Genomic DNA, 25,398 nt, shown 5'->3' with positions numbered 1-25,398 from the left:
TTTATTTCGTTATCCAATCTCGGATAACTCAGCCGCTCAGCGTTTCCCGCCGCCGATAAACTGCAAGATCGAGCGGAGCGACTGCGGGGCGACCATGTCCAGCAGGTCGCCTTCCTTGTGCAGCCGAGCCTCGATGTTCAGCAGGTTGTAGTCGGCGATCGCGACGTTACGGCGCACTTCGTCCCAGTGGAGCGGTGTGGATACGCTGGCGGCTCGGCGGGCGCGCGGGGAGTAGGGGGCGATGATGGTTTTGCCCTGATAGTGCTGCAGATAGTCGATGTAGATCAGGTCGCCGCGGTTCTTTTTCAGCCGTTCGATGGTGAATAGGCGGGGGTGCTTGTCAGAGAGAAAAGCGCCGACAAACTCACCGATCCGGCGCAGTTCATCGAAAGTGAGATCCTGCACGATCGGAATAATGACCTGCACACCTGTAGCACCCGACGTCTTAGGCACAGAGGAGATGCCGAGCGAGCGCAGCAGATCCCCGACGAGCAGTGCGGCTTCCATAATACGCGGCTCCTCTTCAAGGGTCGGATCCAGATCAAGCACCCATTCCGTCGGATGCTCCGGGTTGCTCACTCGGTCGAAGGAAGCGTGATATTCGAGACAGGCCAAATTGCCGAGCCATAGCAGCACCGGGAGGGAGGTCAGCTTCACGTAGTTAATGCTCTCCCGGGTCACGGTTTCGACAAAGGCCGGCGCAGGAGAAGGGCTGTTTTTCTGATAAAAGGATTTCCCATTCACCCCGTCCGGGAACCGAATGGTCGTCAGCAGCCGATCCTGGCAGTGCTTCAGCAGCCATGGTGAAAGAGCGGCAAGCCGCTGCAAAAATATCGCCTTCGTAATCCCCATCTCCGGCCAAAACAGCTTCTCGGGATTGCTGACCGTCAGCTCCTGTCCGTCAACAACAACAGTGCCTTTGACAGAACGGCTCATGACAGCGGCTCCTTTGGCAGGAACGTCACGAGCTTCGGATGGCGAAGCTGCCCGGCAGTAGTGAGCTCAAGGCCGGAAACCCGGCATTTGAACGGCAGCGACAGCCACTGAATCTCCTCGCGCTTCAGATCCTCCGGCACCGCAGGGAAAGGACAAGCGACAACGGCTAAGTGCGAATGCTGCGGCTTAAAAGTCGCGGCCAGCACTCTGCGCAGCGCGTCATTTAACCCCAGCGACACACTGCCCAGATAGTAGCCCTCGTGCTCCATGACCAGACTTGCGACGATGCCGCCCCGCCACTTGAGTCCGACTATATCGACGTCGAGGACTAAGACGATCTTCTTCTTCAGCCAGTCGCGATGTTTCTTGCCTTCTCGATAAGGGCTGTTCAGCCGTTTGCTGACAACGCCCTCCCATTTATTCGTCTGCACCCATTCCCACAGCGCGGCACCATCCTGAAAAAGATCCGTCACGAACATGCGCGGATCGTCAGATGGACATAACTCGGTTAGCCGACGATGGCGCTCCTCGTATGGAAGGTCACGCAAATCGCCGGAGGCATCCGCGAGAATATCGAACAACACCAATACGAGCCCGCCTCGCGCACCCGCACCGCCACCAGCCCCAATAGTTGAACTGCCGCCAACAACCTCCGGTTGCGGCTGTCTCAAGAGCCCGCGCGATCGTTCCCTCTTCAGCACATGTTGAAAATTCGGCCGGACGCCATCCCACCAGACGATTTCGCCATCCAGCAGGCATCGGCCCAGAGCCGCTGCTTTCGACTCCAGCAGCGACGTGATTTCAGGATAAATACTGTTCTTCAAGTACAGTTTGCGCGAAAAGATCTCCACCTGCCCATGCCCATTCAATCGAGCAAGGATGCGCACGCCGTCCCATTTAAGCTGATAGCCCCATTCGCTGCCGACTGGGAGCTCATCATCGGAGATCGGGGCCATGGGCTCAACAGGCAAAGGCAGCGGCTGCTCATCATGAACTTCCTGATGCAAGCTCACATCAGGAAGCGATTCCTCGGACCACGGCTGTTCCATCGCCTATGACACCGTGTCCTTCTTCGTTTTGCGTGCACGCGGCGCTTTCACTTTGGCCACGACCTCGCTGGCTCCATCGGCAGCAGCTGAAGGATTTGAGGCAGCATCGCCTGCACCTGCCGCAACCCCGCCGGCTCCGGCCGTATTCGTGTCCAAGCCGCCGGGCGCATTCGGCGGCAGCTTAACCGCCTCCAGGCTGGCTTGCAGCGCAGCCATGAGGTCAAGCACATTCGTGCGCTGCTGCTCCGGCGCAACGCGTACGTCTTCGCCGGCGATTTTGTGCTGGATGAGATCCATCAAGCGATCCCGATAATCATCGGTATATTTGGCCGGCTCGAACGGGGTAGAGAGCTGCTCGATCAGCATGCGCGCCATCATGAGCTCCTTTTCGTTCACATTGACGGTTTCCGGCAGCCCCGGAACCTGATCGACGGAGCGAATTTCATCCGGATAGAAAATCGTCTCCATCGCTAAACAATCATCGATAATACGAATGGCTGCAAGCGAGCTTTTGGAACGGATCGACACTTTGGCAATCCCGATTCGCCCCGACTGCCGCATCGCTTCCATTAGCAGGTTATAGGCATTGCCGCCGGCCTGATCCGGAGAGAGATAGTAGGTTTTCTGAAAATAAATCGGGTCAATCTCCTCCAGCGCGACAAAATCCAGAATGGTGATCGTCTTAGTCGCATCGCTGGACAACGACTCCAGCTCGTCCTTCTCAAACAGCACATAGCGGCCTTTCTCATATTCATAGCCTTTAACGATCGCGTCCCAATCGACTTCAACGTCGCAGGTCGGGCATTTGCGGATATAAGAGATGTTGCTGCCGCAGTCGCGGTGAATCATTTTCAGAGAGATATCTTTATCCTCCGTGGCTGAAAACATTTTGACAGGCACATGCACGAGACCGAAGCTGATGGCCCCTTTCCATACGGTATGCATTTCATTTCCCCCTCAGATTAAAATGGATTAAAGTCCTATAAGTTCATTGTTCCCCGAATGCATGAAAGTAAGCTGGTTCGGGCATATTTTCGTGTAGCAAGAGCCAACATCATCATCTAAAGGAGGCAAATGGAATGACCGAAGCGGGCAATTCCCCGACTGGGAACAGCAACGATAAGCAGCATGAAGGCCGCGATGATTATTTTATGGACATCGACCGGATGGTGAATGAAGGATTAGGCGGCGGGCAAGTGACCTTGAACAACGGGTTAATTGCCGAGTCCACCACGGATACCATGGAGCCTGAAGCGAGGGATTAAGCAGTGGATACTAAACGCGCAATGCAGATTTACAGCTCGAAAGACACGTTTGCCGTTCATTTAGGCGATAAGCCGGTGTGGATTGAAAATGTAGACGAAGCCAATGGCATGGCAACCGTTCAAGTGGGTTCAGACCCGCTCAATACGCAAACCGTTTCGGTCGACCGTTTGAAAGAAGAAGGCGACGAATAGGAAGCGGTAATTTAGAGCAGGCCCTCGGACACCGACTAAATGTTGGATACCGAGGGTCTTATCCTTTTTATTAATAAATAGATTATTGTGAAAACGTTCGATATTTGACGATTTCGAGACATAACGAAATATAAATGGCGAAAAGATGTGCTTATTCTTGGAAATCGAGCTAAATTGGAGTATAATGAATAAATAAGCTTGATTTTTAAGTTTTTATCAGTAGAGGGGGGAAAGTATGGCGAAACAGCACTATAAGCTTACCAAGCTGGAGTTGCTGCTGCGGATTGTATTACTCACCATCGGTGCAGGGCTCGTTTCCGTAGCTCTTGAGATTTTTCTTGTACCAAACAACATTATTGATGGCGGAATAGTCGGTATTTCCATCATTGTGGCGCACCTGACGAACCTGCCGCTCGGTCTATTTCTATTCTTGTTCAACTTGCCGTTTCTAGTCATAGGTTACAAACAGATCGGTAAAACATTCGCGATATCAACGCTCTATGGCGTTGTGGTCATGTCCATCGGCACGACCTTGCTTCATCCGGTCAAAGCTTTAACGTACAGCCCGTTTTTGGCTCCGGTATTCGGCGGCGTCATTCTCGGCATCGGGGTTGGTTTGGTTATCCGTTCAGGGGGATCGCTCGATGGAACGGAGATTATCGCCATCTTATTTACGAAGAAAACACCATTCTCTGTCGGCGAAATTGTCATGTTTTTCAATCTATTTATCTTGGCGAGTGCAGGGTTCGTGTTCTCGTGGGATAGCGCGATGTATTCACTCATTGCCTACTACATTGCCTTTAAAGTCATAGATGTGACCTTAGAGGGGATCGATCAATCGAAGTCGGTTTGGATTATTAGCAAGGAATCCAAGGAAATCGGCGATGCCATCATGAGCCGGCTCGGTCGCGGCGTTACGTATTTGCATGGCGAAGGAGCGTTCTCCGGCGGCACGAAGCGTGTGATCTTCTGCGTCATTACGCGTCTGGAAGAAGCAAAGATGAAGTCCATTGTCCAAGAGCTCGATCCGACAGCCTTCCTCGCGGTTGGCAACATTCACGACGTGAAGGGCGGCCGCTTTAAGAAGCGAGCCATCCACTAACCAAGCAATCAAGCAGGTCTGCTCGCAGACATTCATACAGGCAAGGCTGTGCAACCAAGCATGGCCTTGCCTGCTTTTGTTGCGGGTCTTTGTGCTGACCGATATAATAGGGACAACTAACTGTGAAAATAAGGCTGAGGCCGGCGACTGGAGGCGGAGAAACTGGACGAGTTTGAGCGTATTCGAAATTGGACGGATGACCGCCAACATCAGTCCGCGCTGGCGGAGAAGCAAGGCGTGGTGCTTGGGATCGGCGACGATGCGGCTATTGTTGGGCTGCCGCCGGGTGAGCATGGCGGCAGTCTGGAATGGCTGCTCGCGGTCGACACGATGGTGGAGACCGTCCATTTCAACGACGCGACGATGGGCGAGGCCGACATCGGCTGGAAAGCGCTGGCCGCGAACGTCAGCGATATCGCGGCAATGGGGGGCGTGCCCCGGCATGCGCTCGTGTCCGTGAGCGTGCCGCCGGCATGGGGGCCGGCACGTATGCGCCTGCTCTATGATGGGCTTTACGCGTGCGCCGAGCATTACGGCGTCGCGGTAGTTGGCGGCGATACGACGAGTTCGCCGCTGCACTTGGTTGTGTCCGTGACGGTCGTGGGCACCGCCCCGGCCGGCAAGGCGATTCGCCGGGCAGGCGCGCAGCCCGGCGACGCCGTGTTCGTGACCGGAGCGGCGGGGATGGCCGCGGCCGGTCTGCATGGGCTGCTCGCCGCCGCGGCTGCGCGCGCGGGGGCTGCGGCGCAGCCGAATGGCGGCGGCGCGGGCTCGCCGCCGGCCTCTATGTCGCCGCCGGTGGCGGCTGCGCCGGGCACGGCGGCGCTGGTGCAGGCGCACCGCCGGCCGGCGCCTTCGGTGCGCGCGGCGCTGCTGCTTGCCGCGCGCGGAACCGTGACGTCGCTGAATGACGTCAGCGACGGACTGGCCAGCGAAGCCTGGGAAATCGCCGGGGCTTCGGGCGTAACCATCGTGCTCCGCGACTCGGACTTGCCGCGCAGCGGCAGCATGACCGCTTACGCGCACGGCTGCGGCGTGAATCCGCTGGAGTGGATTCTCTACGGCGGCGAAGACTACGTGCTGCTCGGCACGATAGCTGCCGCGGATGCGCGGGCAGCGAAAGCCGAGCTGGCCGAAGCCGGCCTGCCGATGTTCATCATCGGCGAGGTAGAAGCCGGCGGCGCAGGCGTGGAGCTGATTCGCGACCTAGACGGCGGCAATAGCGCCAACAGCGAAGGCGGCAATCGGCGCGGAACGGGGCGCTATGAAGTGCTGCGGGAAGCAATTGCGAAGCGCGGATATAATCATTTTGGGAATTAGGAGCGGCCGAAGCATGAACGAAAGCTACGAATTGATTTGGACGGCAGAGACCGAGGAAGATACGGTTCGATTGGCAGAGAAGCTTGCAGCGCTGGCGGTTCCGGGAACGGTACTGGCGCTAGACGGTGACCTCGGAGCAGGCAAAACGCGGTTCTCAAAGGCTTTTGCAGCCGGAATCGGCGTACCGGGCGTTGTGAACAGTCCTACGTTTACCATCATTAAAGAATATCAAGGGGCGCAATTGCCGCTTTATCATATGGATGTGTACCGACTATCCGAGCAAGAAGCGGACGAGCTCGGTTTGGACGATTATTTTTTCGGTGAAGGTGTCACGATTGTCGAGTGGGCCAGCCTCATTGAGGCGCTGCTGCCTCCCGATCGGCTTCAGCTTTACATTGCGCACTTAGGCGGTGAAGCGCGCCGCATTACGATTACAGGCATTGGCGCGCCGTATGTGGCTTGGTGTCAACAATTACAGGCAATTGATCATAGATAGGAGTACGTAATCAGATGAGTGAAATTACTACGCCGGGCAGCCGGGAAGGACAGCTTGTGCTTGCGCTGGATACATCAACCGCTTCGCTCGCCGCCGCACTCGTGCGCGGAGATGAGGTGCTGCGCGACATTCAGTCGCTTGCCGAACGCAATCATTCCGTCCATACGGTGTCGGTCGTCAAGGAGCTGCTAAGCGATTGCGGCGTTGCGCCGGAGGAGCTTGCAGGCATCGCGATCGGCCGTGGACCAGGCTCGTACACAGGCATGAGAATCGCGGTATCCGTCGGCAAAACCTTAGCATGGGTATGGCAGAAGCCGCTCGTTGGCGTGTCCAGTCTTGAAGCTCTCGCTTATGGGGCATGGCAAACGGGAGCAGACAAGAATTCAGCTACCGCCAACGCTTCTGCAGGGGATCGTCCGGTTTGGATCGTCCCGATTATGGATGCGCGGCGCGGTCAAGTGTATACTGGAGCGTTTGAGGCTTCTGCTTCAGGCAACTCTGAAGGGGCAGCTGCCTTCCCAGGGGCATGGAAACGGCTGGCCAAAGACGGCATCCGACTGATGCACGATTGGGTAGACCGGCTCGCTTCAGATGTGAAGGCGATGGACGTCGCTTCGAGACCTTCCGCGATTTGGATTGTCGGTGAATTACAGCTTCACGAGGCGGAGGCCGACCGATTGCGGAACATTTGCCCTGAGGCGGAAGTCGCGGCATTCACTTATATCTTAGAAGGACGATCCGTTGCTGCTCTGGGACTTTCGCGTCTGGCGGCAGGAGAATCCGATGATGTGCATACCTTTATTCCGAATTACACGCAGTTAACGGAAGCAGAAGTGAAACTGCAGGAACGGACGGCTTCGCAGCAGCAAAGCGCGGTGGAAGGAGCGGGTAAACGTGACGGTCATTGATGTCAACCGGCTTGTTTTTCGGTTAATGACGATGAGCGATGTGAAGACGATCGTTGCTATAGAGCAAGAGAGCTTCACTTCGCCGTGGACGGAAGAAGCGTTCGTTAACGAGCTGACTAATAATCATTTTGCCCGCTATATGGTGATGGATTACGAAGGCGAAGTCCTTGGTTACGGCGGCATGTGGACCATCATGGATGAAGCGCATGTGACAAATGTGGCCGTGCGCGAACCGTATCGCGGACGCGGACTTGGCGAGAAGCTCATGGTGGAGCTGCAGCGTGCGGCGGTTATGTTTGGCGCGAAGAGAATGACGCTTGAAGTGCGCGTATCCAACGAAGTGGCGCAGCGGCTATACAGAAAACTTGGCTTTGAACCGTCCGGAATCCGGCCCGGCTATTATTCAGACAATAAAGAGGATGCGCTCATCATGTGGGCTGAACTGGATGCCTCAGGTGAAGTGGAGAATATGTATGACGACTACAAGTGAACTGATTCTCGCCGTGGAAACAAGCTGTGATGAAACAGCGGTTGCGCTTATTCGCGGCGGCAAAAAGATTGTAACTAATATTGTTTCGAGCCAGATCGAGACGCATCAGCGTTTCGGCGGCGTTGTGCCGGAGATTGCATCCCGTAAGCATGTGGAATCGATCACGCTCATTATGGAGCAGGCGATGGAGGAAGCCGGAGCGGGGTTCCGCGACCTGTCCGCGATTGCGGTTACGCAAGGACCGGGACTTGTAGGCGCACTGCTGGTTGGAATCGTAGCTGCGAAGAGCTTAGCGATGGCCCTTGACCTCCCGCTAATCGGCACCCATCATATCGCAGGGCATATTTATGCCAACCAGCTGGTGCATGAGATCGAATATCCGTGCCTTGCGCTCGTAGCGTCCGGCGGTCATACGGAGCTTGTCGTTCTGGAGAGCGAAGGCGTGTTCCGGATCATCGGCCGGACTCGTGACGATGCTGTCGGCGAAGCGTATGATAAAGTGGCGCGCACGCTGAATTTCCCTTATCCCGGCGGGCCCTACATTGATAGGCTTGCGCAGCAGTCGGAGGAAGAGTTCCAGCTGCCACGGGCATGGCTGGAGCCGGATTCGTATGATTTCAGCTTCAGCGGGTTGAAATCTGCCGTTCTTGCGGCCATCAATTCGGCTAAAATGAAAGGCGAAACACCGCGCGAAGCTGCTCTAGCCCGCGGGTTCCAAGCGTCCGTCATCGACGTGCTTGTAACGAAGTCGCTTCGTGCCGTTCGCGAAGTCGGCGCCAAACAGCTGTTGCTGTGCGGCGGCGTTGCGGCTAACGGCGGCTTGCGCGCAGCCTTGACGGCGCGCTGCCAAGAGGCGGGCATACCGCTGCTCATTCCGCCGCTTAAGCTTTGCACGGACAACGCGGCGATGATCGGCGCAGCAGCGCACCTGAAGTGGAAGCGCGGCGAGTTTACGCCGCTCGACATGAAGGCTGAGCCGGGCTTGTCCCTTGAAGAATGGTCGGTTCGGAGCTAACATTTTTCGGCAGGCGCTGTTCGTGCAGTTTGCGTACGGATGTAGACGTATGGGGGAGCTGATTGTCGTGAATTCGAAGCCCTATTTCTATGGCACAATTTTCGTTTTATTCGTTTTTATCTTTATCTGCGCGATCGTTGGCGGAGGGGATGAGTTCTTCGGCGGAGAGCGGCTGGTTCATGCTTTCGAGTGGGTGACCCGGTATATCTTACCTTGGGGAATCCTCTTGCTGCTGTACAAGATTTACAAGAATAAATATCGATCATAACGACGCTGCCTCAAACCGTGCATGATACGGCTTTGAGGCAGCTTTTTTGTGCTATCGCATTAATTCCCCACCCACCTGGTATTTCCGTATAAATAAAGCCCTCATGTTCTCTCCGCATTCAAAGATGAACCCAATTCCTCTCTTGGGCTAGAAAACACGATTGCCCGATCATGAGCGGTACTCAGTACCTCACTTTGGTCCAAAACTCCAATTGCCGGACCATGAACGGTACCTATTACCTATCTTGGCTTAAAAAGCTGAGAGTACCTAAAGCAAAATCTCAGCGTCCAAACTAACCACAAATCAACCGCGTCGGTAGCCGAGAGTCTCGAAATCGAACTCTGCACCAATACCAACTAAAAAAGAAGCTGAGAGTACCGAAATCGAACTCCCAGCGTCCAAACTAACCCCAAATCAACCGCGTCGGTGACCGAGAGTCTCGAAATCGAACGCTCAGCACCAACACCAACCAAAAAAGAAGCTGAGAGTACCTAAATCGAACTCTCAGCGTCCAAACTAACCCCAAATCAACCGCGTCGGTAGCCGAGAGTCTCGAAATCGAACGCTCAGCACCAACACCAACCGAAAAAGAAGCTGAGAGTACCGGAATCGAACTCTCAGCATTCAAACTAACCCCAAATCAACCGCGTCGGTGACCGAGAGTCTCGAAATCGAACTCTCAGCATCCAAACAAACCACAATTCCGCTGTTTTGGTGGAAACGTTGCTTTTTGTTAAATTCAACTCTCTCAACGACAACATGGAGCGCGCCGTCAATTCGAATTATCCATCCCGCAAAATTTTTATAAATCGAATTGACAGACGATTCCGACAGGCATATAATAAGCAACAATACTTCAAACATCTGACAAACGCGACGAACAGGAGCAGTAAAGCGCATAGCCGGGATTAGAGAGCTGCGGGTTGGTGCAACGCAGTCGAAGGCCGCTTGAACCTCGCCTGGGAGCGGATTTACGGAAATGAGCTTCGCTGTCGGCCGAAGGCCAAGGCTTACGGAATGCTCATGTACGTCTTTACGGTTGACCTCCGTGATCGGGTGCATGGCTTCGACTTCTAGAATCGTCGTCATGCTTAAGCGGACGTTCATTGCTTCCTTAGGAAGGAACGTCAACAAGGGTGGTACCGCGCCGGACCTAACAGTCTGTCGTCTCTTGAATAAGAGACGTCAGGCTTTTTTTGTTTTCCGAAATAGCGGTTTTGAAGAAAGATGCTGTCACAATCACTGGAATATCGACACACGCATGAACGACCAATAGATCAAACGCGATGAACAGGAGCAGTAGGAACAATCCGGGAAAGCAGAGAGCTGCGGGGTGGTGCGACGCAGCCGAAGGATATCCGAAACTCGCCTGGGAGCGGAACGAGGGAATGTCGCGAAGTTGTAACTATAGCTTCGCATACCCTACCTCAGTTACGGTTAACCGCCGTCATCAGGTGCAGCAGCTGCCCGGCATCCAAGCCGGTGGCGATCTATGCTGCATAAGCGGGTTCGGCCTCGATAGGCGGGGCAACTAGAGTGGTACCGCGGCAAGCTCACGAAGCCTGTCGTCTCTTGATTCATCAGGAGACGTCGGGCTTTTTCTGTTTTCTCCATTCGATTCTATTCCAAACCAACCAAACCTTTAGGAGGCTAACCCTTATGACCATTAACAATCAAACACAACCCCAATCCGGTAACAAAATCATCCGTATCTTCGACACCACCCTTCGTGACGGCGAGCAATCACCGGGCGCAACGCTGCGTCCCGAGCAGAAGATCGTACTTGCCCGCCAGTTGGCAAAGCTTGGCGTCGACATTATCGAGCCTGGATTCCCAATCTCAAGCCCGGGCGAATTCGCTGCGGTACAGCAAATCTCGCGCGAGCTGCAAGGTGTTGAAATCGTTGGCTTCGCTCGTGCGATCAAAGGCGATATCGATGCAGCAGTCCGCTCCACGATGGATGCTGCCCGTCGCCGCCTGCATCTGTTTATCTCCTCCTCGGACATCCATTTGGATTTCCAATTAAAAAAATCCCGCGAGCAGGTGCTGGCCATCGCTCGTGAGATGGTTGCTTACGGCAAGCAGTTCGTGGACGAAATTGAATTCTCTCCGATGGACGCAAGCCGCTCGGGACGTGACTTTGTCATTGAGATGGTTGAGGCTGTCATCGCTGAAGGCGCTACCGTCATCAATCTGCCGGATACGCTCGGTTATGCACTTCCGGAAGAGTACGGCGAGCTGTTCCGCAGCGTGAGAGCAGGTGCAAGAGGCGGAGATAAAGTGCAGTACAGCGCGCACTGTCATAATGATCTTGGTCTTGCGGTAGCCAACAGCCTAGCTGCGATTAGCGCAGGAGCGACGCAGGTGGAAGTGACAGTGAACGGAATCGGCGAGCGTGCCGGGAACTGTTCGCTGGAGGAGCTTGTTATGGCGATTGAAACGCGTAAATCGGCGATCGGCGCGGAGACGGGCATCGTCCAAAGCGAGATTTACGAAACGTCGCGGATGGTGAGCCGGGCAATGAATTTCCCGATTGCTTACAATAAGCCAATCGTGGGGCGGAACGCTTTTCAGCACGAGTCGGGTATCCATCAGGATGGACTGCTTAAGAACCGGAACACGTACGAGATTATGGATCCGGAAGCGATGGGTATCCCTCGCAGCATGATCGTCCTTGGCAAACATTCCGGCCGACATGCGATCAAGCATCGCCTGGCTGATTACGGCATTGAACTGAACGACGAGCAATTGCTGGATGTGTATAACCGCTTCATCGAGAAAGCAGATGAGATGAAAATCGTGCCTGACGATGTTCTGGTCCGGTTGGCAAGCGAATCCACAGACACGCAGCATGATCCGTATACACTTGTTGATCTGCAGGTGCTTGCAGGGACGCAGCGTTCTCGCATTGCATCGGTTACCATTCGCGAACGCGATTCGCAAGAGGAGCGCACGCTGACGGGTACGGGCAAAGGTCCGCTGGAGGCTGTCATTCACTGCCTGCAGCAAGCAATCCCGGTAACCGCGGAGTTCGAGGACCTGGAGCTGCATTCGTTATCGACGGGCGAAGATGCGCGCGGGGAAGCGATCGTCAGCATTGTGCATAACAATCGCCGCTATACGGGGACGGCTGTGCATAACGATATTATTTTGGCGGCGGCTGAGGCTTATGTGAGTGCTTGCAATCAACTCCTGATGAGTGTGCAGGATGAAGATGGGGTTGAAGACCTCATGCAGAAGAAGAGCAGCTGATGCATTGAGAATAGAGGTTCAAGGTTCGTTCGTGAGGGGGCGGCAACAGGTGTCTAAGAACGTTCAAGACTGCTTTATTTGCCGGAAGCATCGTGGCGACATCCGGTCAGTAGGGAGCACTATATATGAGGATGGGCATGTACACGTGGGTCATATGGGGTTTCGGGGTGAAGAGCAAACCACTTACTTAGGCTATGTCATGGTGGAGTTGAAGCGACATACGCCGGGTCTTGGAGACCTGTCCGTACAGGAAGCTGCGGCTGTAGGAGTTGTTGTGAACGAGGTTAGTCGAGCGCTCAAGGATGTGCTGCGTGCGGAGCATATTTACAGCTTCGTTCAAGGAGATGGTGTAGCGCATTTTCATATGCATCTCATCCCCAGGTATGCAGGCACGCCGGATCACTTCCGGAATCCGATGAACCTCATGAATTGGCCTGATGCCCCGCGTGGGGGAGAAGCGGAAGTAGAGAAGATTTGCTCGAGGCTTAACGGTTACTTGCGTGCAATCTGAAGGGTTCGTACGGGAGGTGGAACCGTGATGGGGCAGCTGGAAGATCAAGGAAACAAGGAACGTGTGCTGGCGTATTATACCGGCTTCGGCGAGCGGGAATGGAGCCGGCTTGACCGGGAGCCGCTGGAGTTCACGGTGAACATGCATTATCTGAAACAGTATTTGCCCACTACCGGCCAGGTGCTGGACAATGGGGCCGGTCCTGGCAAATATGCGATGGCTCTGGCAGCTGCAGGCTATGAGCTGACGCTGACGGACCTTACGCCTGCACTTGTTGAACTTGCCGAGGTTAAAGCCGATGAGCTGGGGCTTGCCGAACGTTTCACAGGCGGCTTCCATGTCTGCAATGCTTGCGAGCTTGCTCCACTGGCTGATTGCAGCTATGATGCCACGCTTCTCATGGGACCGCTGTATCATTTGCAGGATGCAGAGGATCGTGCTAAGGCCGTCCGCGAGCTTCACCGAGTTACAAAGCCGGGAGGCGTCGTATTCGTAGCTTTTCGCAGCCGAGTTAATCAAGTGATGACTGCGCTGCGGAGCCCGGAGCAATGGAAGCCGCTACATCGCTTGGATGCCATCGAGGCATTCGCAGCAAACGGCAAATTTGATCATGCAGATGAAGGACGTTACACAGGAGCTTACTTTTATGAGCTGGAAGCCATCCAGCCGTTTATGGAATCGCATGGCTTTCAGACGCTGGAATTGATCGGCTCCACAAACATGGGCACAGTTCTCGGAGCGGACCAATGGCGCTATTGGTCGGAGCAGGGTGAGGAAACGTACCAGCAGCTTATTCAACTGCTCATTCGAATGGCCAGGGATTCGACGGTGCTGGGGATGTCCTCGCATCTACTCTACATCGGAAGACGCGTATAGGCTTGAGGAAATATTGTTAAGGGGCAGTCTCAAAAGTGTGCAGGGTGACTTTTGAGAGGCCTCTTTTTGCTGCGTGGATTTACGGCGGCGTCGACGGGGAGCAGAAAACGCAGAACACAGAACGATTACCACAATACGCCGCCGCCCACTACTCATCACCCATCACCTGCCATCCGCCACCCGCCAATCTGAACCCCCAGAACTCTAACGAACCTCAGAGCGCTTATTTCGGTGAAATGCTACCATTTGAAATTCTAACGAACCATGCAGGTTCTATTTCGTATCCAAAACCCTATTTTCGCCTCTTTTCCACTAAATAGCGTCCCCATTGTTCGTTAGATTCGGTTAGCAGCCATTTTCACTTAAATAAGGCCTTCACGGTTCGTTAGCCAGAAAAAACGCCAATAATCTGTTCCGCTATCGTAACATTGGCACTTATCCCCAAGGTTACCCACAATTACAGCAGGGAATGTGTATAAGTATGGGAAACCCGCATAAATCGGGCATTTACAATGTGAACAAATTCGGGATAAGTTTTTCACAGCCTAACTGTGGATAATGTTGATAATGTGGGTAAAATGCCACCGTCTGTATCCACATCCGATGAATTGTTAAAGAAACGTTAAATTTATTATTGTTTTACGTCGTTAATAGTGCCAGAATTGCCGCACAATTCATCCCGGACTGTGGATATGTCTGTGGACAAGGGGGATAGATTGCTGAGTTGTCCCAATCGAGCTGAAATCTTAGCATGTTTCCTATCTTTGGGGAGAATGCTAGTTCTCAGAAGATGCCAAAGGGGCGGTAACAACATGAGCGAGAGTAGAAGCGGTCTGAGACTGGCCTGGCTTGATGTGAAAACGATGTGGATTTCCCGAGCTGTGCGCATCTCACTGTTAGGGCTGCTGGTTCTGCCGCTTTTGTATAGCTTCATTTATTTATGGGCGTTCTGGGACCCGACCGGACGCACCGATCAGCTCCCGCTCGCTGTTGTAAATGAGGACATCGGAGCGAAGCGCAGTGGCGAACAACGCAATCTGGGGCAGGAGCTTACGGACAAATTAGTAAAAAGCGACGAGACGTATTGGATCGCAACGAATCGCAAGCAAGCCCATAACGGGTTAATGAATGACCGCTATGCGATGGTGCTGTATCTGCCGGCGGATTTCTCCAAGCTGGCTTTCAGTGTAAGCGGCGATGATCCGAAGCCAACTACACTGGATGTGGAGTTAAATGAGGGAGCGAACGCTTTATCCGCGAAGGTTGTCCGAGCCATAGCGGGAAAAGTTCAAGAAAATTTACGCAAGGAGCTGCAGGGCAACTATTTGAGCGTGATTTTCGAACAAGTGCTTAATGGGGCGGAAGGTTTACAAGAAGCGGCGGACGGTGCTGCTAAATTATCGGATGCCTCGGAACGGGCCTATCAAGGTGCGACTCAATTGACACAAGGGCTGCGGCAAACGGAAGGGGGCCTCACGAAGCTGTCAGGTGGAGTGCTGGCACTTACAGCTGGCGCAGATGAGTTAAACAAAGGAATCGCGATGATGAATACTTATGCGGAGCGTGTTGCTGCGGAATGGAAAAATTGGAGTGGCAAGCTGTCTGCTGTGAATCAGTCACTGGGTGCGCTGCTTGGTGCTTCGAAACCTGATTTCATTGCTTCATTAGAGAAGTTACTTGGAGATCTCGCTGGCTTAGAGAACGATCTTAATGCGATTAAGGCATCATCGAGTAAATTAGGGGACTTAACTACCCAATTGCAAAATGTGAAGAAGTCGTTAGATGAGGGGAGCGGGAGCCTCGATACAGCGACAGGGCTAATGCAAGACTTAGGCGATAAGTTTCCGAAGCTCGCAGCAGATGCCCGGTTCAAGCAGCTCTCGGGTGAGCTGTTGAATGCGCAGCAAGCCGGAACGTCAGCATCGACAAAGCTAAACGAGATTGTGCAAACGATCGATTCACTTGCGACTTCGCTAGATGAATCTGTAAGCAAGTTAAATAAACGGCTCACGCAGCTGAGCCCGGGTCTCGAACAGTTCCGTTTACAACTTCGCGAGCTTCAGTATGCTCTGGAGGAAGCGGCAGGAGAACTGAATCAGCAGCATATCGCACTCGGTACGATCGATGAGCGCGTGAACGATGTGACGAATGGTGTTGATCGACTTCAAACGGGGAGCGGGAAGCTGAAGACCGGTTTAGCGGAGCTGACCGATGGAGTGAGTGCGTTGCAATCGGGCAATGCCAAACTAGTGGCCGGCGCTGAATCCTTGACGGGAGGACTTTCGCACATCCATCAAGGCCAAGCAGAGCTTGCGGATAAGCTGACAGATGCAGCCGGACTTGCCTCGAATGACGGACAGGCTGATGCCCGCCAAGCCGTCATTAATGATCCCGTGAAGCTGGAGGAGCATAACTTGCATCCCGTGCCGAACAACGGTGTCGGATTTGCGCCTTATTTTATCGCGTTGTCCCTATGGGTGGGTGCGTTAGTATTGTTCTTCGTGATCGATATTTGGCAGGTGCTGGAGCGGCCTCACGGGCCATTGGCCTATATCGTGAGCAAATATATCGCCCTTGCTACTATTAGTGTCTGCCAAGCGCTGCTGTCTGTCTTTATCCTTCATGTTGGTCTCGGAATTCCGACTGTTGTACCGTCGATTGCGATGTATGGCTATGCGGCACTGGTTGGAGTCGTTTTCACCGCGATCCTGTACATGCTGATTGCAGTGCTTGGCAGCGACAAAGGACGTTTCGCGGCTGTGCTCATCCTCATGCTCCAGCTGACATCTAGCTCCGGTTCGTATCCGGTGGAGCTGGAACCGTCCTTCTTTCAGTACATTCACCGACTGCTGCCGATGACATATGCCGTGGAGGGATTACGCCATCTAATCTCGATCGGCGGATGGAATGCAATAATCCGGACAGCAGGTGTGCTGTCCGGATTCGGATTGGGGTCGCTTCTCTTATTTTATCTGCTTAAACGACGTAAAATCATGGATGAAATCAGGCTGGCCGGTAGGTAGACGGAGTACAAGAGAGCTGGCAATAGCATTGCTCGATCGGAGGCGTCGTTATGCCAGCAGCTCTTCCCATGACTCGTAAACGGTTTGCAGCTGCGCTTTGAGTCCATCCAATTCCGTTTGGATATTCTGCACACGCACATAATCGTTATAGATTTCAGGGTCGACAAGCTGCTCCTCGAGTGCCGTGATTTCGCCCTCAAGCCGGGCGATTTCGTTCTCCAGCTGCTCTTGTTTACGCTGGCGATTTCGTTCGTCACGCTTCGCTTGTTTGTCGGCTTCATAAGAGGAAACAGGGGCCGGATCCGGCGCTGCTGTAGGCTTTCCCTGTTTTCCTTGCGGAAATGACAGCGTTTCCATCTGCAGTTCATCGTTTTCACGTTTTTTCTGGATCATTTCGTCATAATTTCCCAGGAAATGCTGTGTTCCCTGCGGCTCCAGTTCGACAATCCGTTCCGCCATTTTGTTAAGGAAGTACCGGTCATGGGAGATGAACAGCAGCGTGCCATCGTAATCCATAAGCGCGGACTCCAGCACCTCTTTGCTATAGAGGTCCAAGTGGTTGGTAGGCTCATCGAGAATGAGCATATTGGCGCGTGCCAGCATCAGCTTCGACAACGAGACGCGTGCGCGTTCTCCGCCGCTTAAGGAGCTAATCCGTTTCTTTACATCGTCACCGCTGAAAAGAAAGTTGCCAAGGACGGTGCGGATACGTGCTTCTTCTATAGAAGGGTAAGTGCCCCAGAGCTCCTCTAGCACCGTATTGGCGTGGTTTAGCCCGGTGTGTTCCTGGTCATAATAACCAATCTTAACGTTGGTGCCCCAGCGAATCGTACCGTGTTCATAGGGCTGTTGGCCAACAAGTGATTTCAGCAATGTCGATTTGCCGATCCCGTTCGGTCCAATAAGCGCAACATTCTCGCCGCGTTCCAGACGGAATGATACATTTTGGAACAACGGGTCGGATTTCTCTTGGAATTTAATCGACAAATCACGGACATCCAGCACGTCATTGCCGCTTTGACGTTCAATTTCGAAGGAGAAGTTCGCTTTCTTCAAGTCGCCGAGCGGCTTGTCGAGTCGGTCCATTTTCTCCAGCGCTTTGCGTCTGCTCTGGGCACGCTTCGTGGTGGAGGCGCGCACGATGTTGCGCTGCACGAAGTCCTCCAGCTTGGCGATCTCATCCTGCTGCTTGTCGAACTGCTTCATTTGCGCTTCGTACTCAGCTGCTTTGATTTCAATATAACGGGAGTAATTGCCGGTGTAGCGTTTGGCCGTGTGGCGCTCAATTTCGACGATCGTCTGTACGACCGCATCGAGGAAATACCGGTCATGGGATACGACCAGAATGCCGCCATCGTAGCCGCGCAGGTAATCCTCCAGCCAAGTGAGCGTTTCAATGTCCAGATAGTTCGTAGGCTCATCGAGCATCAGCAGGTCGGGGGATTGCAGCAAAATGCGCGCAAGTGCCAGACGTGTCTTCTGCCCGCCGCTTAATGTCGAGATGATCGTATCCGGAGGGAATTGACCGAAGCCCATCCCATGCAAAATGCCGCGGATCTTCGTTTCAACCTCAAAGCCGCCCTTCTCGCGGAACCAATCGGAGAGCGTGGAATACCGATTCAATACGGCCTCATATTGCTTGGCATCCTCATGCAGCTTCGGATCGGCAATTTGCTGCTCCAGCGCGCGAAGCTCCTGCTCGGCTTCCGTCAGATGGGCAAATACGGCATGCATCTCCGCATCGATGGTTTGATCAGACTGCAGGCCGCTCGACTGCGCGAGATAGCCGATGGTCGTTTCTTTGGATTTATAGATGGTACCGGAATCGGCGGACATCTCGCCGGCGATAATACGAAGCAGCGTCGATTTGCCTGCGCCGTTGACACCGACCAGCCCGACCCGCTCACGAGGCTGCACTTGGAAGGTGATGGAAGAGAGCACACTGCTAACTCCGTAGCTTTTGGATATATCGGATACTTGAAGAAGCATGATACGTGAAACCTCCAAATAAGTTGAATTCCTATACGGTTTAGTGTACATGAAAAAGACGCATAACGCGACAATGTTCACGCCTTCGGGCACCAATTTGGGATGCCTTCGCCTTATTGGCGAAATCTGGGCAACAGTGGTAAACTAAATAACAACTATGACTGAAACTTACGCCATTGCGGCCAATAAGAGGCAAAGCGGTGACCATGAATGAGTCAATCGGAGAAGAAAACAGCCCGGCTGTCAGCGACTAAGAAACGCGACGGCTACCCTGAACAGCTGCGTTTGGCCTGGTCCGATACGGCCTGCCAGCGTGCGGTAGAATGGCTGCAGGCAAGACCGGGCAAGGCGGTCCGCAGTGTAATGGTTTATGTTCCTTTTCGCTCGGAACTTGACCCCACCCTGCTCATTGAGTGGTGCTGGCGCAAAGGAATCGAAGTTGCCGCACCGAGGTGCATTCAAGCGAGCCGAGGGATGGAGCTATACCTGCTGCGGGCCTGGGATGAACTTATGCCCGGCGCTTATGGCATTAAGGAACCCGATCCTCAGGCAGCACAGCGCTGCGAACCGGATTTCATGCCGGACATTGTGTTCGTGCCGGGACTTGCTTTTGATAAACGCGGGGGTCGATTAGGTTATGGAGGCGGTTATTATGACCGGTTCCATGCACTCATGAGAGGGCTTGCGGCGGCGTCCGGCAGACCGATGCCCGAGTGGATCGGTTTAGGATATGAGGCCCAGTGGGTGGAGGAGTATACTCCTATTCCTATGGATGAGCATGATGCTTATGTGGATGCAGTCATTACTGAACAAGGGTTAACAAGGAGGCGCTAGGCGCGTGGATTTGACGCATTTCAACGAACAAGGGCGAGCTCGTATGGTGGATGTGTCCGATAAGGAGATCACTTCCCGCATCGCTGTCGCGCGTACAACGGTTACGATGGCGCCGGATACATTATCTCGCATCAAAGCGGGCACAATCGGCAAGGGAGATGTGCTGGCCGTTGCGCAGGTGGCCGGCATTATGGCGGCGAAGAATACATCCAACTGGATTCCGATGTGTCATCCGCTTCCGCTGACCGGCGTTAACCTGGCTTTCGCAGATAATGGCAAGGATGAGCTGTACATAGAAGGAACGGTTAAAACCACCGGCAAAACCGGTGTTGAAATGGAAGCTCTAACGGCCGTTTCGGCGGCTGCGCTGACCGTGTACGATATGTGCAAGGCGCTGCAGAAGGATATGGTGATCGGGCCAACCCTGCTGACAGAGAAGAGCGGCGGCAAGAACGGCGATTATAAGCGATAAAATCGATAGAGCGTGAAACGATGCACCGAGTACAGCGCGCAGCGTAGTACTCCACAGTGTATAACGTTAATGGCATTTAGGTTTCATGCTGTACATGACATATCTTTTTCGAAAATGTGAACGGGGGAGAAGCTCATGCGGTGGAAAGTGGCGTTGTTGACAGCCAGCGACAAAGGATCGCGCGGCGAGCGGGAAGATACCAGTGCACAGGTAATTCGGGAACTGGTGGAAGAGGAGCTTAGCGGCGAAATTGTCGATTACCGGATTGTACCTGACGAACAGGATGAAATCATGGCTGCTCTTATAGAAATGACGGATTATTTTCAAGCGGATCTCGTGATTACGACAGGCGGAACGGGACTTGCTCCGCGTGATCTGACACCGGAAGCCACGATGAAGGTCATTGACCGTTTCGTGCCGGGACTCGCGGAAGCGATGCGCATGGGGGCTATGCAGCGTACACGACGGGCGATGCTCTCGCGCGGTGTTTGCGGCATTCGCGGCCGCTCTCTCATCATCAACTTGCCGGGCAGTCCCAAAGGCGTGCATGAGAATCTGATGGCCATTATGGACCAGCTGCCCCACGCGCTCAACATCCTCTCGGGACGAATGGGGGAGCATAACGAATGACGAAGCCGAAGAGTGGAACGATTCTCAAGGAAGTGCCGGTTCAAGAAGCGATCGGCTTGCGGCTCGCACATGACTTGACTCAAATTATTCCCGGGCAATTTAAAGGCAGATTGTTCAAAAAGGGACATGTTATTGAAGAGAATGACATTTCGAAGCTCCTTGATATAGGCAAGGAGCATATTTATATTATGGAGCTTGGCGAAGGTGAGCTTCATGAAGACGATGCAGCGAAGCGAATGGCGGCAGCACTTCAGAGTGAAGGTCTGCAGCTATCAGAGCCCCATGAAGGTAAGGTAGCGGTAAAGTCTGCGCTTGATGTGCCTGCTATAACGGAGATCGATCCGGCAATCGTTCACGCAATTAATGATATAGGCGAAATCGCTTTGGCTACGCTGCGTACGAATGCGGTCGTAATGCCCGGCGGTCAGCTAGCCGCGACACGGGTCATCCCGCTCGTCGTGCCTGAGGCGAAAGTACAGGCGGTGGAGGAGCTGATCAGCAGCTACCGCGCGCAGCATGATGGGCAATCGCCGCTGCGTCTCAAGCCGCTGCGCAAGTTTAGAATTGGACTCTTAACGACAGGCGGCGAGGTGTTCTCCGGCCGTATTGAAGATAAGTTCGGGCCTGCTGTCAGACGCATCGTGGAGTCACTCGGTTCCCAAGTTATGGAGCAGCGTTTTGCACCGGACGAACGCCATATAATTGTCAAGGAAATACACTACTTGCTGCAGCAGTCCTATGATATGATAGTGGTAACGGGCGGGATGTCAGTGGATCCAGATGACCGTACGCCTGCAGCAATTGCAGAGTCCGGTGCACAGATTGTCAGCTACGGAACACCCATGCTTCCGGGATCGATGCTGCTTATGGGCTATTTGAACGGCGTTCCCATTATGGGGCTCCCAGGCTGCGTCATGCATGATCCTTATACTTCGTTTAATGTGTTATTACCGCGTGTCTTGGCAGGCGATATCATCACCAGAGAGGACATTGTCTCCATGGGATACGGCGGCTTAAACAGCTGCTAATCCGATTATGTGAGAGATGTACCCGGGCGAAGCGTATTATTTCTTTCTGCTCGTATAAGCGAGTGGAATTCCGTGTATGTATAACTCAACCTGTAAAGGAGGCTACCAACGATGTTTAGTGGAATTGGCGTAACAGGATTTCTACTTATTGCACTTGTCGCTTTGTTGTTGTTCGGACCGAATAAGCTGCCTGAGCTCGGACGCGCTTTCGGCCGTACGTTGAAGGAATTCAAAGCCGGTGCGAAAGAAATCATGGAAGACGATGATGATCGCAACCGCAAGCCAGTGAGTCGGGTTGAAGTTAACCGCGATGAGCAAAAAGACGAAAAGCGGCTCCCAGAGTAAGTGGGGCCCGCTTTTTTTATGATTGATGGCTACTGCCCGTGGCAGGGCGGCGGTACAAGCTGTTTTCAGGCGTGAGAAGAGGTGAGCATTGCAGTGGTTGAGAAAGATGAAGCGGCCGAGAAGGAATCGGCGCGCGGCGATCAGTTAATGACCTTGTTCGATCATATCGGCGAGCTTAGACGCAGAATTATCATCATTCTGGTCATCCTCGTCATTGGGATGGTTATCGGGCTCTTCTTGGCCAATCCGGTTTATAAATTTTTGCTGGACCAAGAACCGGTTAAGGGCATGAAATTCTATGCCTTCTCCTTGTGGGATGGTATTGGCATGTATATGAAATTTGCCCTTGTCATTGCCCTTATCTTTGCATTGCCGGCAGCGGCTTATCAGCTATGGGCTTTCGTTCGGCCTGCACTTGGCCGCAAGGAACAGCGTGCGGCGCTTTTGTTTGTCCCATTCGTGCTGATTATGTTTTTAATCGGCTTAACCTTCTCTTATTATGTAGTGTTCCCGATGGCGTTTAATTTTACGACCGATGTGGCGAAGCACCTGAACCTGGAAGAGAACTACGGGATCATCCAATACTTCACGTTTCTGTTTAACATCCTTATTCCGATTTCGCTGCTCTTCGAGCTGCCGATCGTCATTATGTTTCTGACGCAGCTGCGCATCGTGAACCCGAAGCGACTTAAGAAAATGAGACGTCTGGCGTATTTCTTATTGATCATCGTCGGAATCGTCGTGACGCCGCCGGATTTCATATCCGATTCCTTAGTGGCTGTCCCGCTTATTCTGCTCTATGAAATCAGCGTGATGCTCTCGAGTGTCGTCTATCGGAAACAATTGAAGGCTGCTCAGGCTTGGGAAGAAGAATACGGAGAGAAATAGGAAAGTCGGCGAAAGCCGGCTTTTTTGGCGTCTTGTTCATGGATGATGGTATCATTCACCCAGGAATGGAATGTAAAAATCATATAAATTGAGTGCGAGAGACTTGAAATCTGCAATCAAAATCGGTATTATTAGAAATGTTATTAGCACTTGATGATTGTGAGTGCTAACGGGACAAACAATTTGCAGCATTAATATCAAAAGGAGGCTATTTTTCATGATCAGACCTTTGGGTGAGCGCGTATTGATCGAACCAATCGCGAAAGAAGAAACGACTGCTAGCGGCATTTTGTTGCCGGAAACAGCTAAAGAAAAGCCGCAAGAAGGCAAAGTAATCGCTGTAGGCAGCGGAGCGGTTAAGGACGGCGTACGTATTGCGCTTGAAGTTAAGGAAGGCGACCGCGTATTGTTCTCCAAATATGCAGGTACCGAAGTGAAATACGAAGGTAAAGAGCTTTTGATTATGAAAGAAAGCGACATTCACGCGATCCTGGGTTAAGCCTTCGTGCTGACTCCACATACATGTAACGCTTTTTACTTAAACTAATGATTAACTGGGAGGTTATCTACGATGGCGAAGGAAATTAAATTCGGCGAAGACGCTCGTCGCGCAATGCTGCGCGGTGTTGATGCACTTGCAAATGCCGTTAAGGTTACACTTGGTCCTAAAGGCCGCAACGTGGTGCTTGAGAAGAAATTCGGCAGCCCATTGATCACGAACGATGGTGTTTCCATCGCGAAAGAAATCGAGCTTGACGATGCATTCGAGAACATGGGTGCTCAGCTCGTTAAAGAAGTAGCTACTAAAACGAACGATGTTGCCGGTGACGGTACAACTACAGCTACCGTTCTTGCACAAGCGATGATTCGCGAAGGCTTGAAAAACGTAACTGCAGGCGCTAACCCGATGGTTATCCGCAAAGGTATCGAGAAAGCAGTTCGGGCAGCGGTTGAAGAGCTTAAAGCGATTGCTAAGCCAATCGAAAGCCAACAATCGATCGCGCAAGTTGCTTCGATCTCTTCCGCTGACGACGAAGTCGGCCAATTGATCGCAGAAGCTATGCAAAAAGTCGGCAACGACGGCGTTATCACTGTTGAAGAATCCAAAGGCTTCGTAACGGAGCTTGAAGTGGTTGAAGGTATGCAATTTGACCGCGGTTACCTCTCCCCTTACATGATCACAGACACAGATAAAATGGAAGCTGTCCTGGACAACCCATTCATTCTGATCACGGATAAAAAAATCTCCAACATTCAAGAGATCCTTCCGGTTCTTGAGAAAGTTGTACAATCCGGCAAGCAATTGCTGATCATCGCTGAAGACGTTGAAGGCGAAGCATTGGCAACATTGCTCGTTAACCGTCTGCGCGGTACATTCACTTGCGTAGCTGTTAAAGCTCCTGGCTTCGGCGACCGTCGTAAAGCAATGCTTGGCGATATCGCTGCTCTTACAGGCGGCCAAGTGATCACAGAAGAGCTGGGCCTTGAGCTTAAAGCTACTACTGTTGACCAACTGGGTACAGCTCGTCAAATCCGCGTTACGAAAGAAAACACAATCCTTGTTGATGGTGCTGGCGACAAGAAAGACATCGACGTTCGCATCGGCCAAATCCGTGCGCAGCTGGAAGAAACAACTTCCGACTTCGACCGTGAGAAGCTGCAAGAGCGTCTTGCTAAACTTGCTGGCGGCGTAGCTGTCATCAAAGTTGGCGCAGCGACTGAAACGGAATTGAAAGAGCGCAAACTGCGCATCGAAGATGCTCTGAACTCCACTCGCGCAGCAGTGGAAGAAGGTATCGTATCCGGTGGCGGTACTGCACTCGTGAACGTATACGCAGCAGTTGCAGCAGTTAATGCTGTAGGCGACGAGAAAACAGGCGTAAACATCGTGCTTCGCGCGTTGGAAGAGCCAGTTCGCACAATCGCAGCCAACGCGGGTCAAGAAGGCTCCGTTATCGTTGAGCGCCTGAAAAAAGAAGCAATCGGCATCGGCTACAACGCAGCTACTGGCGAGTGGGTTAACATGTTTGATGCAGGTATCGTTGACCCTGCAAAAGTAACGCGTTCCGCGCTTCAAAACGCAGCATCCGTTGCAGCTATGTTCCTGACAACCGAGGCTGTAGTAGCTGACAAACCGGAAAAAGACAAACCAGGCATGCCTGACATGGGCGGCATGGGTGGCATGGGCGGAATGGGCGGCATGATGTAATAAAGCCTGGGATCCCTTGCATAGCAAGGGATTTCAAGTTAAACAACATTATTTGCTAACTTTTTGGCCATAATAGAAAGGCATCTCACATGTTCGAGTAGAACTGTGGGATGCCTTTTTTGCATCATGCGGTTTTCTCTAACGAACCGTACAGGCTTTATTTACCCGAAAATAGCGTCGTATAAATGCTAACGAACCGTAGAGGTCTTATTTGAAGGTTTTTGGGTTGTTGGGAGTCGATTTTCTCAGAATAACGTCCGTATGGTTCGTTAGCATTTCGGAGGCCCGAAATCTGGCCTA

Annotated in this window: 27 protein-coding genes; 22 read left to right on the top strand and 5 right to left on the bottom strand. The window is 53.0% G+C overall.

Annotation, left to right across the window (positions count from 1 at the left end; genetic code table 11):
- Positions 1-36: 36 nt before the first annotated feature.
- From ligD to ku, 3 genes are read right to left on the bottom strand one after another with little or no spacing between them, the layout of a single operon-like run.
- The gene (gene ligD / locus AC6ESO_RS19085; RefSeq protein ID WP_497092735.1) at positions 37-936 is read right to left on the bottom strand and encodes a non-homologous end-joining DNA ligase; all 900 of its coding nucleotides are present in this window, start codon (positions 934-936) and stop codon (positions 37-39) included.
- Positions 933-1,985 (bottom strand): ATP-dependent DNA ligase, encoded by a 1,053-nt coding sequence (locus AC6ESO_RS19080; RefSeq protein WP_497092734.1) that lies wholly within the window; start codon positions 1,983-1,985, stop codon positions 933-935. Before AC6ESO_RS19080 ends, ligD begins: the two co-directional genes overlap by 4 nt.
- 3 nt (positions 1,986-1,988) lie before the next feature.
- Positions 1,989-2,930 carry a non-homologous end joining protein Ku gene (ku, locus tag AC6ESO_RS19075; protein ID WP_497092733.1) on the bottom strand — a complete coding sequence of 314 codons (942 nt, stop codon included), beginning with the start codon at positions 2,928-2,930 and terminating at the stop codon, positions 1,989-1,991.
- A gap of 134 nt (positions 2,931-3,064) precedes the next feature.
- Between ku and AC6ESO_RS19070 the strand changes: the two genes are divergently transcribed.
- The 9 genes from AC6ESO_RS19070 to AC6ESO_RS19030 all read left to right on the top strand — a co-directional run bounded on the left by AC6ESO_RS19070 (position 3,065) and on the right by AC6ESO_RS19030 (position 9,041).
- Positions 3,065-3,250, top strand: a complete 186-nt coding sequence (locus tag AC6ESO_RS19070; protein ID WP_497092732.1) for a hypothetical protein — start codon at positions 3,065-3,067, stop codon at positions 3,248-3,250.
- 3 nt (positions 3,251-3,253) lie between these two features.
- On the top strand, positions 3,254-3,442 hold the full coding sequence (locus AC6ESO_RS19065) for an H-type small acid-soluble spore protein (RefSeq protein WP_090984223.1): 189 nt from the start codon (positions 3,254-3,256) through the stop codon (positions 3,440-3,442).
- A gap of 235 nt (positions 3,443-3,677) precedes the next feature.
- Positions 3,678-4,544, top strand: coding sequence for a YitT family protein (locus tag AC6ESO_RS19060; RefSeq protein ID WP_497092731.1), 867 nt, complete (start codon positions 3,678-3,680; stop codon positions 4,542-4,544).
- Between the two features lie 147 nt (positions 4,545-4,691).
- Positions 4,692-5,864, top strand: a complete 1,173-nt coding sequence (gene thiL / locus AC6ESO_RS19055; RefSeq protein WP_497093008.1) for a thiamine-phosphate kinase — start codon at positions 4,692-4,694, stop codon at positions 5,862-5,864.
- Between the two features lie 13 nt (positions 5,865-5,877).
- Positions 5,878-6,360 carry a tRNA (adenosine(37)-N6)-threonylcarbamoyltransferase complex ATPase subunit type 1 TsaE gene (tsaE, locus tag AC6ESO_RS19050; RefSeq protein WP_494820873.1) on the top strand — a complete coding sequence of 161 codons (483 nt, stop codon included), beginning with the start codon at positions 5,878-5,880 and terminating at the stop codon, positions 6,358-6,360.
- Positions 6,361-6,374: 14 nt separating this feature from the next.
- Positions 6,375-7,268 (top strand): tRNA (adenosine(37)-N6)-threonylcarbamoyltransferase complex dimerization subunit type 1 TsaB, encoded by an 894-nt coding sequence (gene tsaB, locus AC6ESO_RS19045; protein WP_497092730.1) that lies wholly within the window; start codon positions 6,375-6,377, stop codon positions 7,266-7,268.
- Complete coding sequence (gene rimI / locus AC6ESO_RS19040) at positions 7,255-7,758, top strand: ribosomal protein S18-alanine N-acetyltransferase (RefSeq protein ID WP_494820871.1); 504 nt, start codon at positions 7,255-7,257, stop codon at positions 7,756-7,758. Before tsaB ends, rimI begins: the two co-directional genes overlap by 14 nt.
- Positions 7,742-8,773 carry a tRNA (adenosine(37)-N6)-threonylcarbamoyltransferase complex transferase subunit TsaD gene (gene tsaD / locus AC6ESO_RS19035; RefSeq protein ID WP_497092729.1) on the top strand — a complete coding sequence of 344 codons (1,032 nt, stop codon included), beginning with the start codon at positions 7,742-7,744 and terminating at the stop codon, positions 8,771-8,773. Before rimI ends, tsaD begins: the two co-directional genes overlap by 17 nt.
- Positions 8,774-8,822: 49 nt before the next feature.
- Entirely contained in the window at positions 8,823-9,041 is a 219-nt protein-coding gene (locus AC6ESO_RS19030; RefSeq protein WP_497092728.1) for a hypothetical protein, read from the top strand.
- A gap of 624 nt (positions 9,042-9,665) precedes the next feature.
- On the opposite strand, the gene AC6ESO_RS19025 is transcribed toward AC6ESO_RS19030, so the two are convergent.
- Positions 9,666-10,148: a hypothetical protein gene (locus tag AC6ESO_RS19025; RefSeq protein WP_497092727.1), complete on the bottom strand. Its 483-nt coding sequence runs from the start codon at positions 10,146-10,148 to the stop codon at positions 9,666-9,668.
- Positions 10,149-10,429: 281 nt separating this feature from the next.
- Between AC6ESO_RS19025 and AC6ESO_RS19020 the strand changes: the two genes are divergently transcribed.
- The 5 genes from AC6ESO_RS19020 (at position 10,430) to AC6ESO_RS19000 (ending at position 16,703) form a co-directional block, all read left to right on the top strand.
- Complete coding sequence (locus AC6ESO_RS19020) at positions 10,430-10,576, top strand: hypothetical protein (RefSeq protein WP_497092726.1); 147 nt, start codon at positions 10,430-10,432, stop codon at positions 10,574-10,576.
- Between the two features lie 124 nt (positions 10,577-10,700).
- Positions 10,701-12,293 (top strand): 2-isopropylmalate synthase, encoded by a 1,593-nt coding sequence (locus tag AC6ESO_RS19015; RefSeq protein ID WP_497092725.1) that lies wholly within the window; start codon positions 10,701-10,703, stop codon positions 12,291-12,293.
- Positions 12,294-12,342: 49 nt separating this feature from the next.
- A complete protein-coding gene (locus AC6ESO_RS19010; RefSeq protein WP_497092724.1) occupies positions 12,343-12,804 on the top strand; it encodes an HIT family protein in 462 nt (153 codons plus the stop codon).
- 27 nt (positions 12,805-12,831) lie between these two features.
- The gene (locus AC6ESO_RS19005) at positions 12,832-13,680 is read left to right on the top strand and encodes a class I SAM-dependent methyltransferase (RefSeq protein ID WP_497093007.1); all 849 of its coding nucleotides are present in this window, start codon (positions 12,832-12,834) and stop codon (positions 13,678-13,680) included.
- Between the two features lie 812 nt (positions 13,681-14,492).
- Positions 14,493-16,703, top strand: coding sequence for a YhgE/Pip family protein (locus AC6ESO_RS19000; protein WP_497092723.1), 2,211 nt, complete (start codon positions 14,493-14,495; stop codon positions 16,701-16,703).
- Positions 16,704-16,751: 48 nt separating this feature from the next.
- On the opposite strand, the gene AC6ESO_RS18995 is transcribed toward AC6ESO_RS19000, so the two are convergent.
- Positions 16,752-18,692 (bottom strand): ABC-F family ATP-binding cassette domain-containing protein, encoded by a 1,941-nt coding sequence (locus tag AC6ESO_RS18995; protein ID WP_497092722.1) that lies wholly within the window; start codon positions 18,690-18,692, stop codon positions 16,752-16,754.
- Between the two features lie 210 nt (positions 18,693-18,902).
- Between AC6ESO_RS18995 and AC6ESO_RS18990 the strand changes: the two genes are divergently transcribed.
- From AC6ESO_RS18990 to groL, 8 genes are all read left to right on the top strand, one after another.
- Complete coding sequence (locus tag AC6ESO_RS18990; protein ID WP_497092721.1) at positions 18,903-19,526, top strand: 5-formyltetrahydrofolate cyclo-ligase; 624 nt, start codon at positions 18,903-18,905, stop codon at positions 19,524-19,526.
- Between the two features lie 4 nt (positions 19,527-19,530).
- Complete coding sequence (gene moaC / locus AC6ESO_RS18985) at positions 19,531-19,998, top strand: cyclic pyranopterin monophosphate synthase MoaC (protein ID WP_497092720.1); 468 nt, start codon at positions 19,531-19,533, stop codon at positions 19,996-19,998.
- A gap of 135 nt (positions 19,999-20,133) precedes the next feature.
- Positions 20,134-20,628: a MogA/MoaB family molybdenum cofactor biosynthesis protein gene (locus AC6ESO_RS18980; RefSeq protein ID WP_090983463.1), complete on the top strand. Its 495-nt coding sequence runs from the start codon at positions 20,134-20,136 to the stop codon at positions 20,626-20,628.
- Complete coding sequence (locus AC6ESO_RS18975; protein WP_497092719.1) at positions 20,625-21,656, top strand: molybdopterin-binding protein; 1,032 nt, start codon at positions 20,625-20,627, stop codon at positions 21,654-21,656. The genes AC6ESO_RS18980 and AC6ESO_RS18975 overlap by 4 nt, the downstream gene beginning before the upstream one ends.
- Before the next feature lie 111 nt (positions 21,657-21,767).
- Entirely contained in the window at positions 21,768-22,001 is a 234-nt protein-coding gene (locus AC6ESO_RS18970; protein WP_494820860.1) for a twin-arginine translocase TatA/TatE family subunit, read from the top strand.
- A gap of 147 nt (positions 22,002-22,148) precedes the next feature.
- A complete protein-coding gene (gene tatC, locus AC6ESO_RS18965) occupies positions 22,149-22,889 on the top strand; it encodes a twin-arginine translocase subunit TatC (RefSeq protein WP_497093006.1) in 741 nt (246 codons plus the stop codon).
- 217 nt (positions 22,890-23,106) lie between these two features.
- Positions 23,107-23,388 (top strand): co-chaperone GroES, encoded by a 282-nt coding sequence (groES, locus tag AC6ESO_RS18960; protein ID WP_090983460.1) that lies wholly within the window; start codon positions 23,107-23,109, stop codon positions 23,386-23,388.
- Between the two features lie 72 nt (positions 23,389-23,460).
- A complete protein-coding gene (gene groL, locus AC6ESO_RS18955) occupies positions 23,461-25,098 on the top strand; it encodes a chaperonin GroEL (RefSeq protein ID WP_091223635.1) in 1,638 nt (545 codons plus the stop codon).
- Positions 25,099-25,398: the final 300 nt, after the last annotated feature.

It is taken from the genome of Paenibacillus rhizoryzae (assembly GCF_059686995.1).
This window is presented reverse-complemented; position numbering and strand designations above follow the sequence as displayed.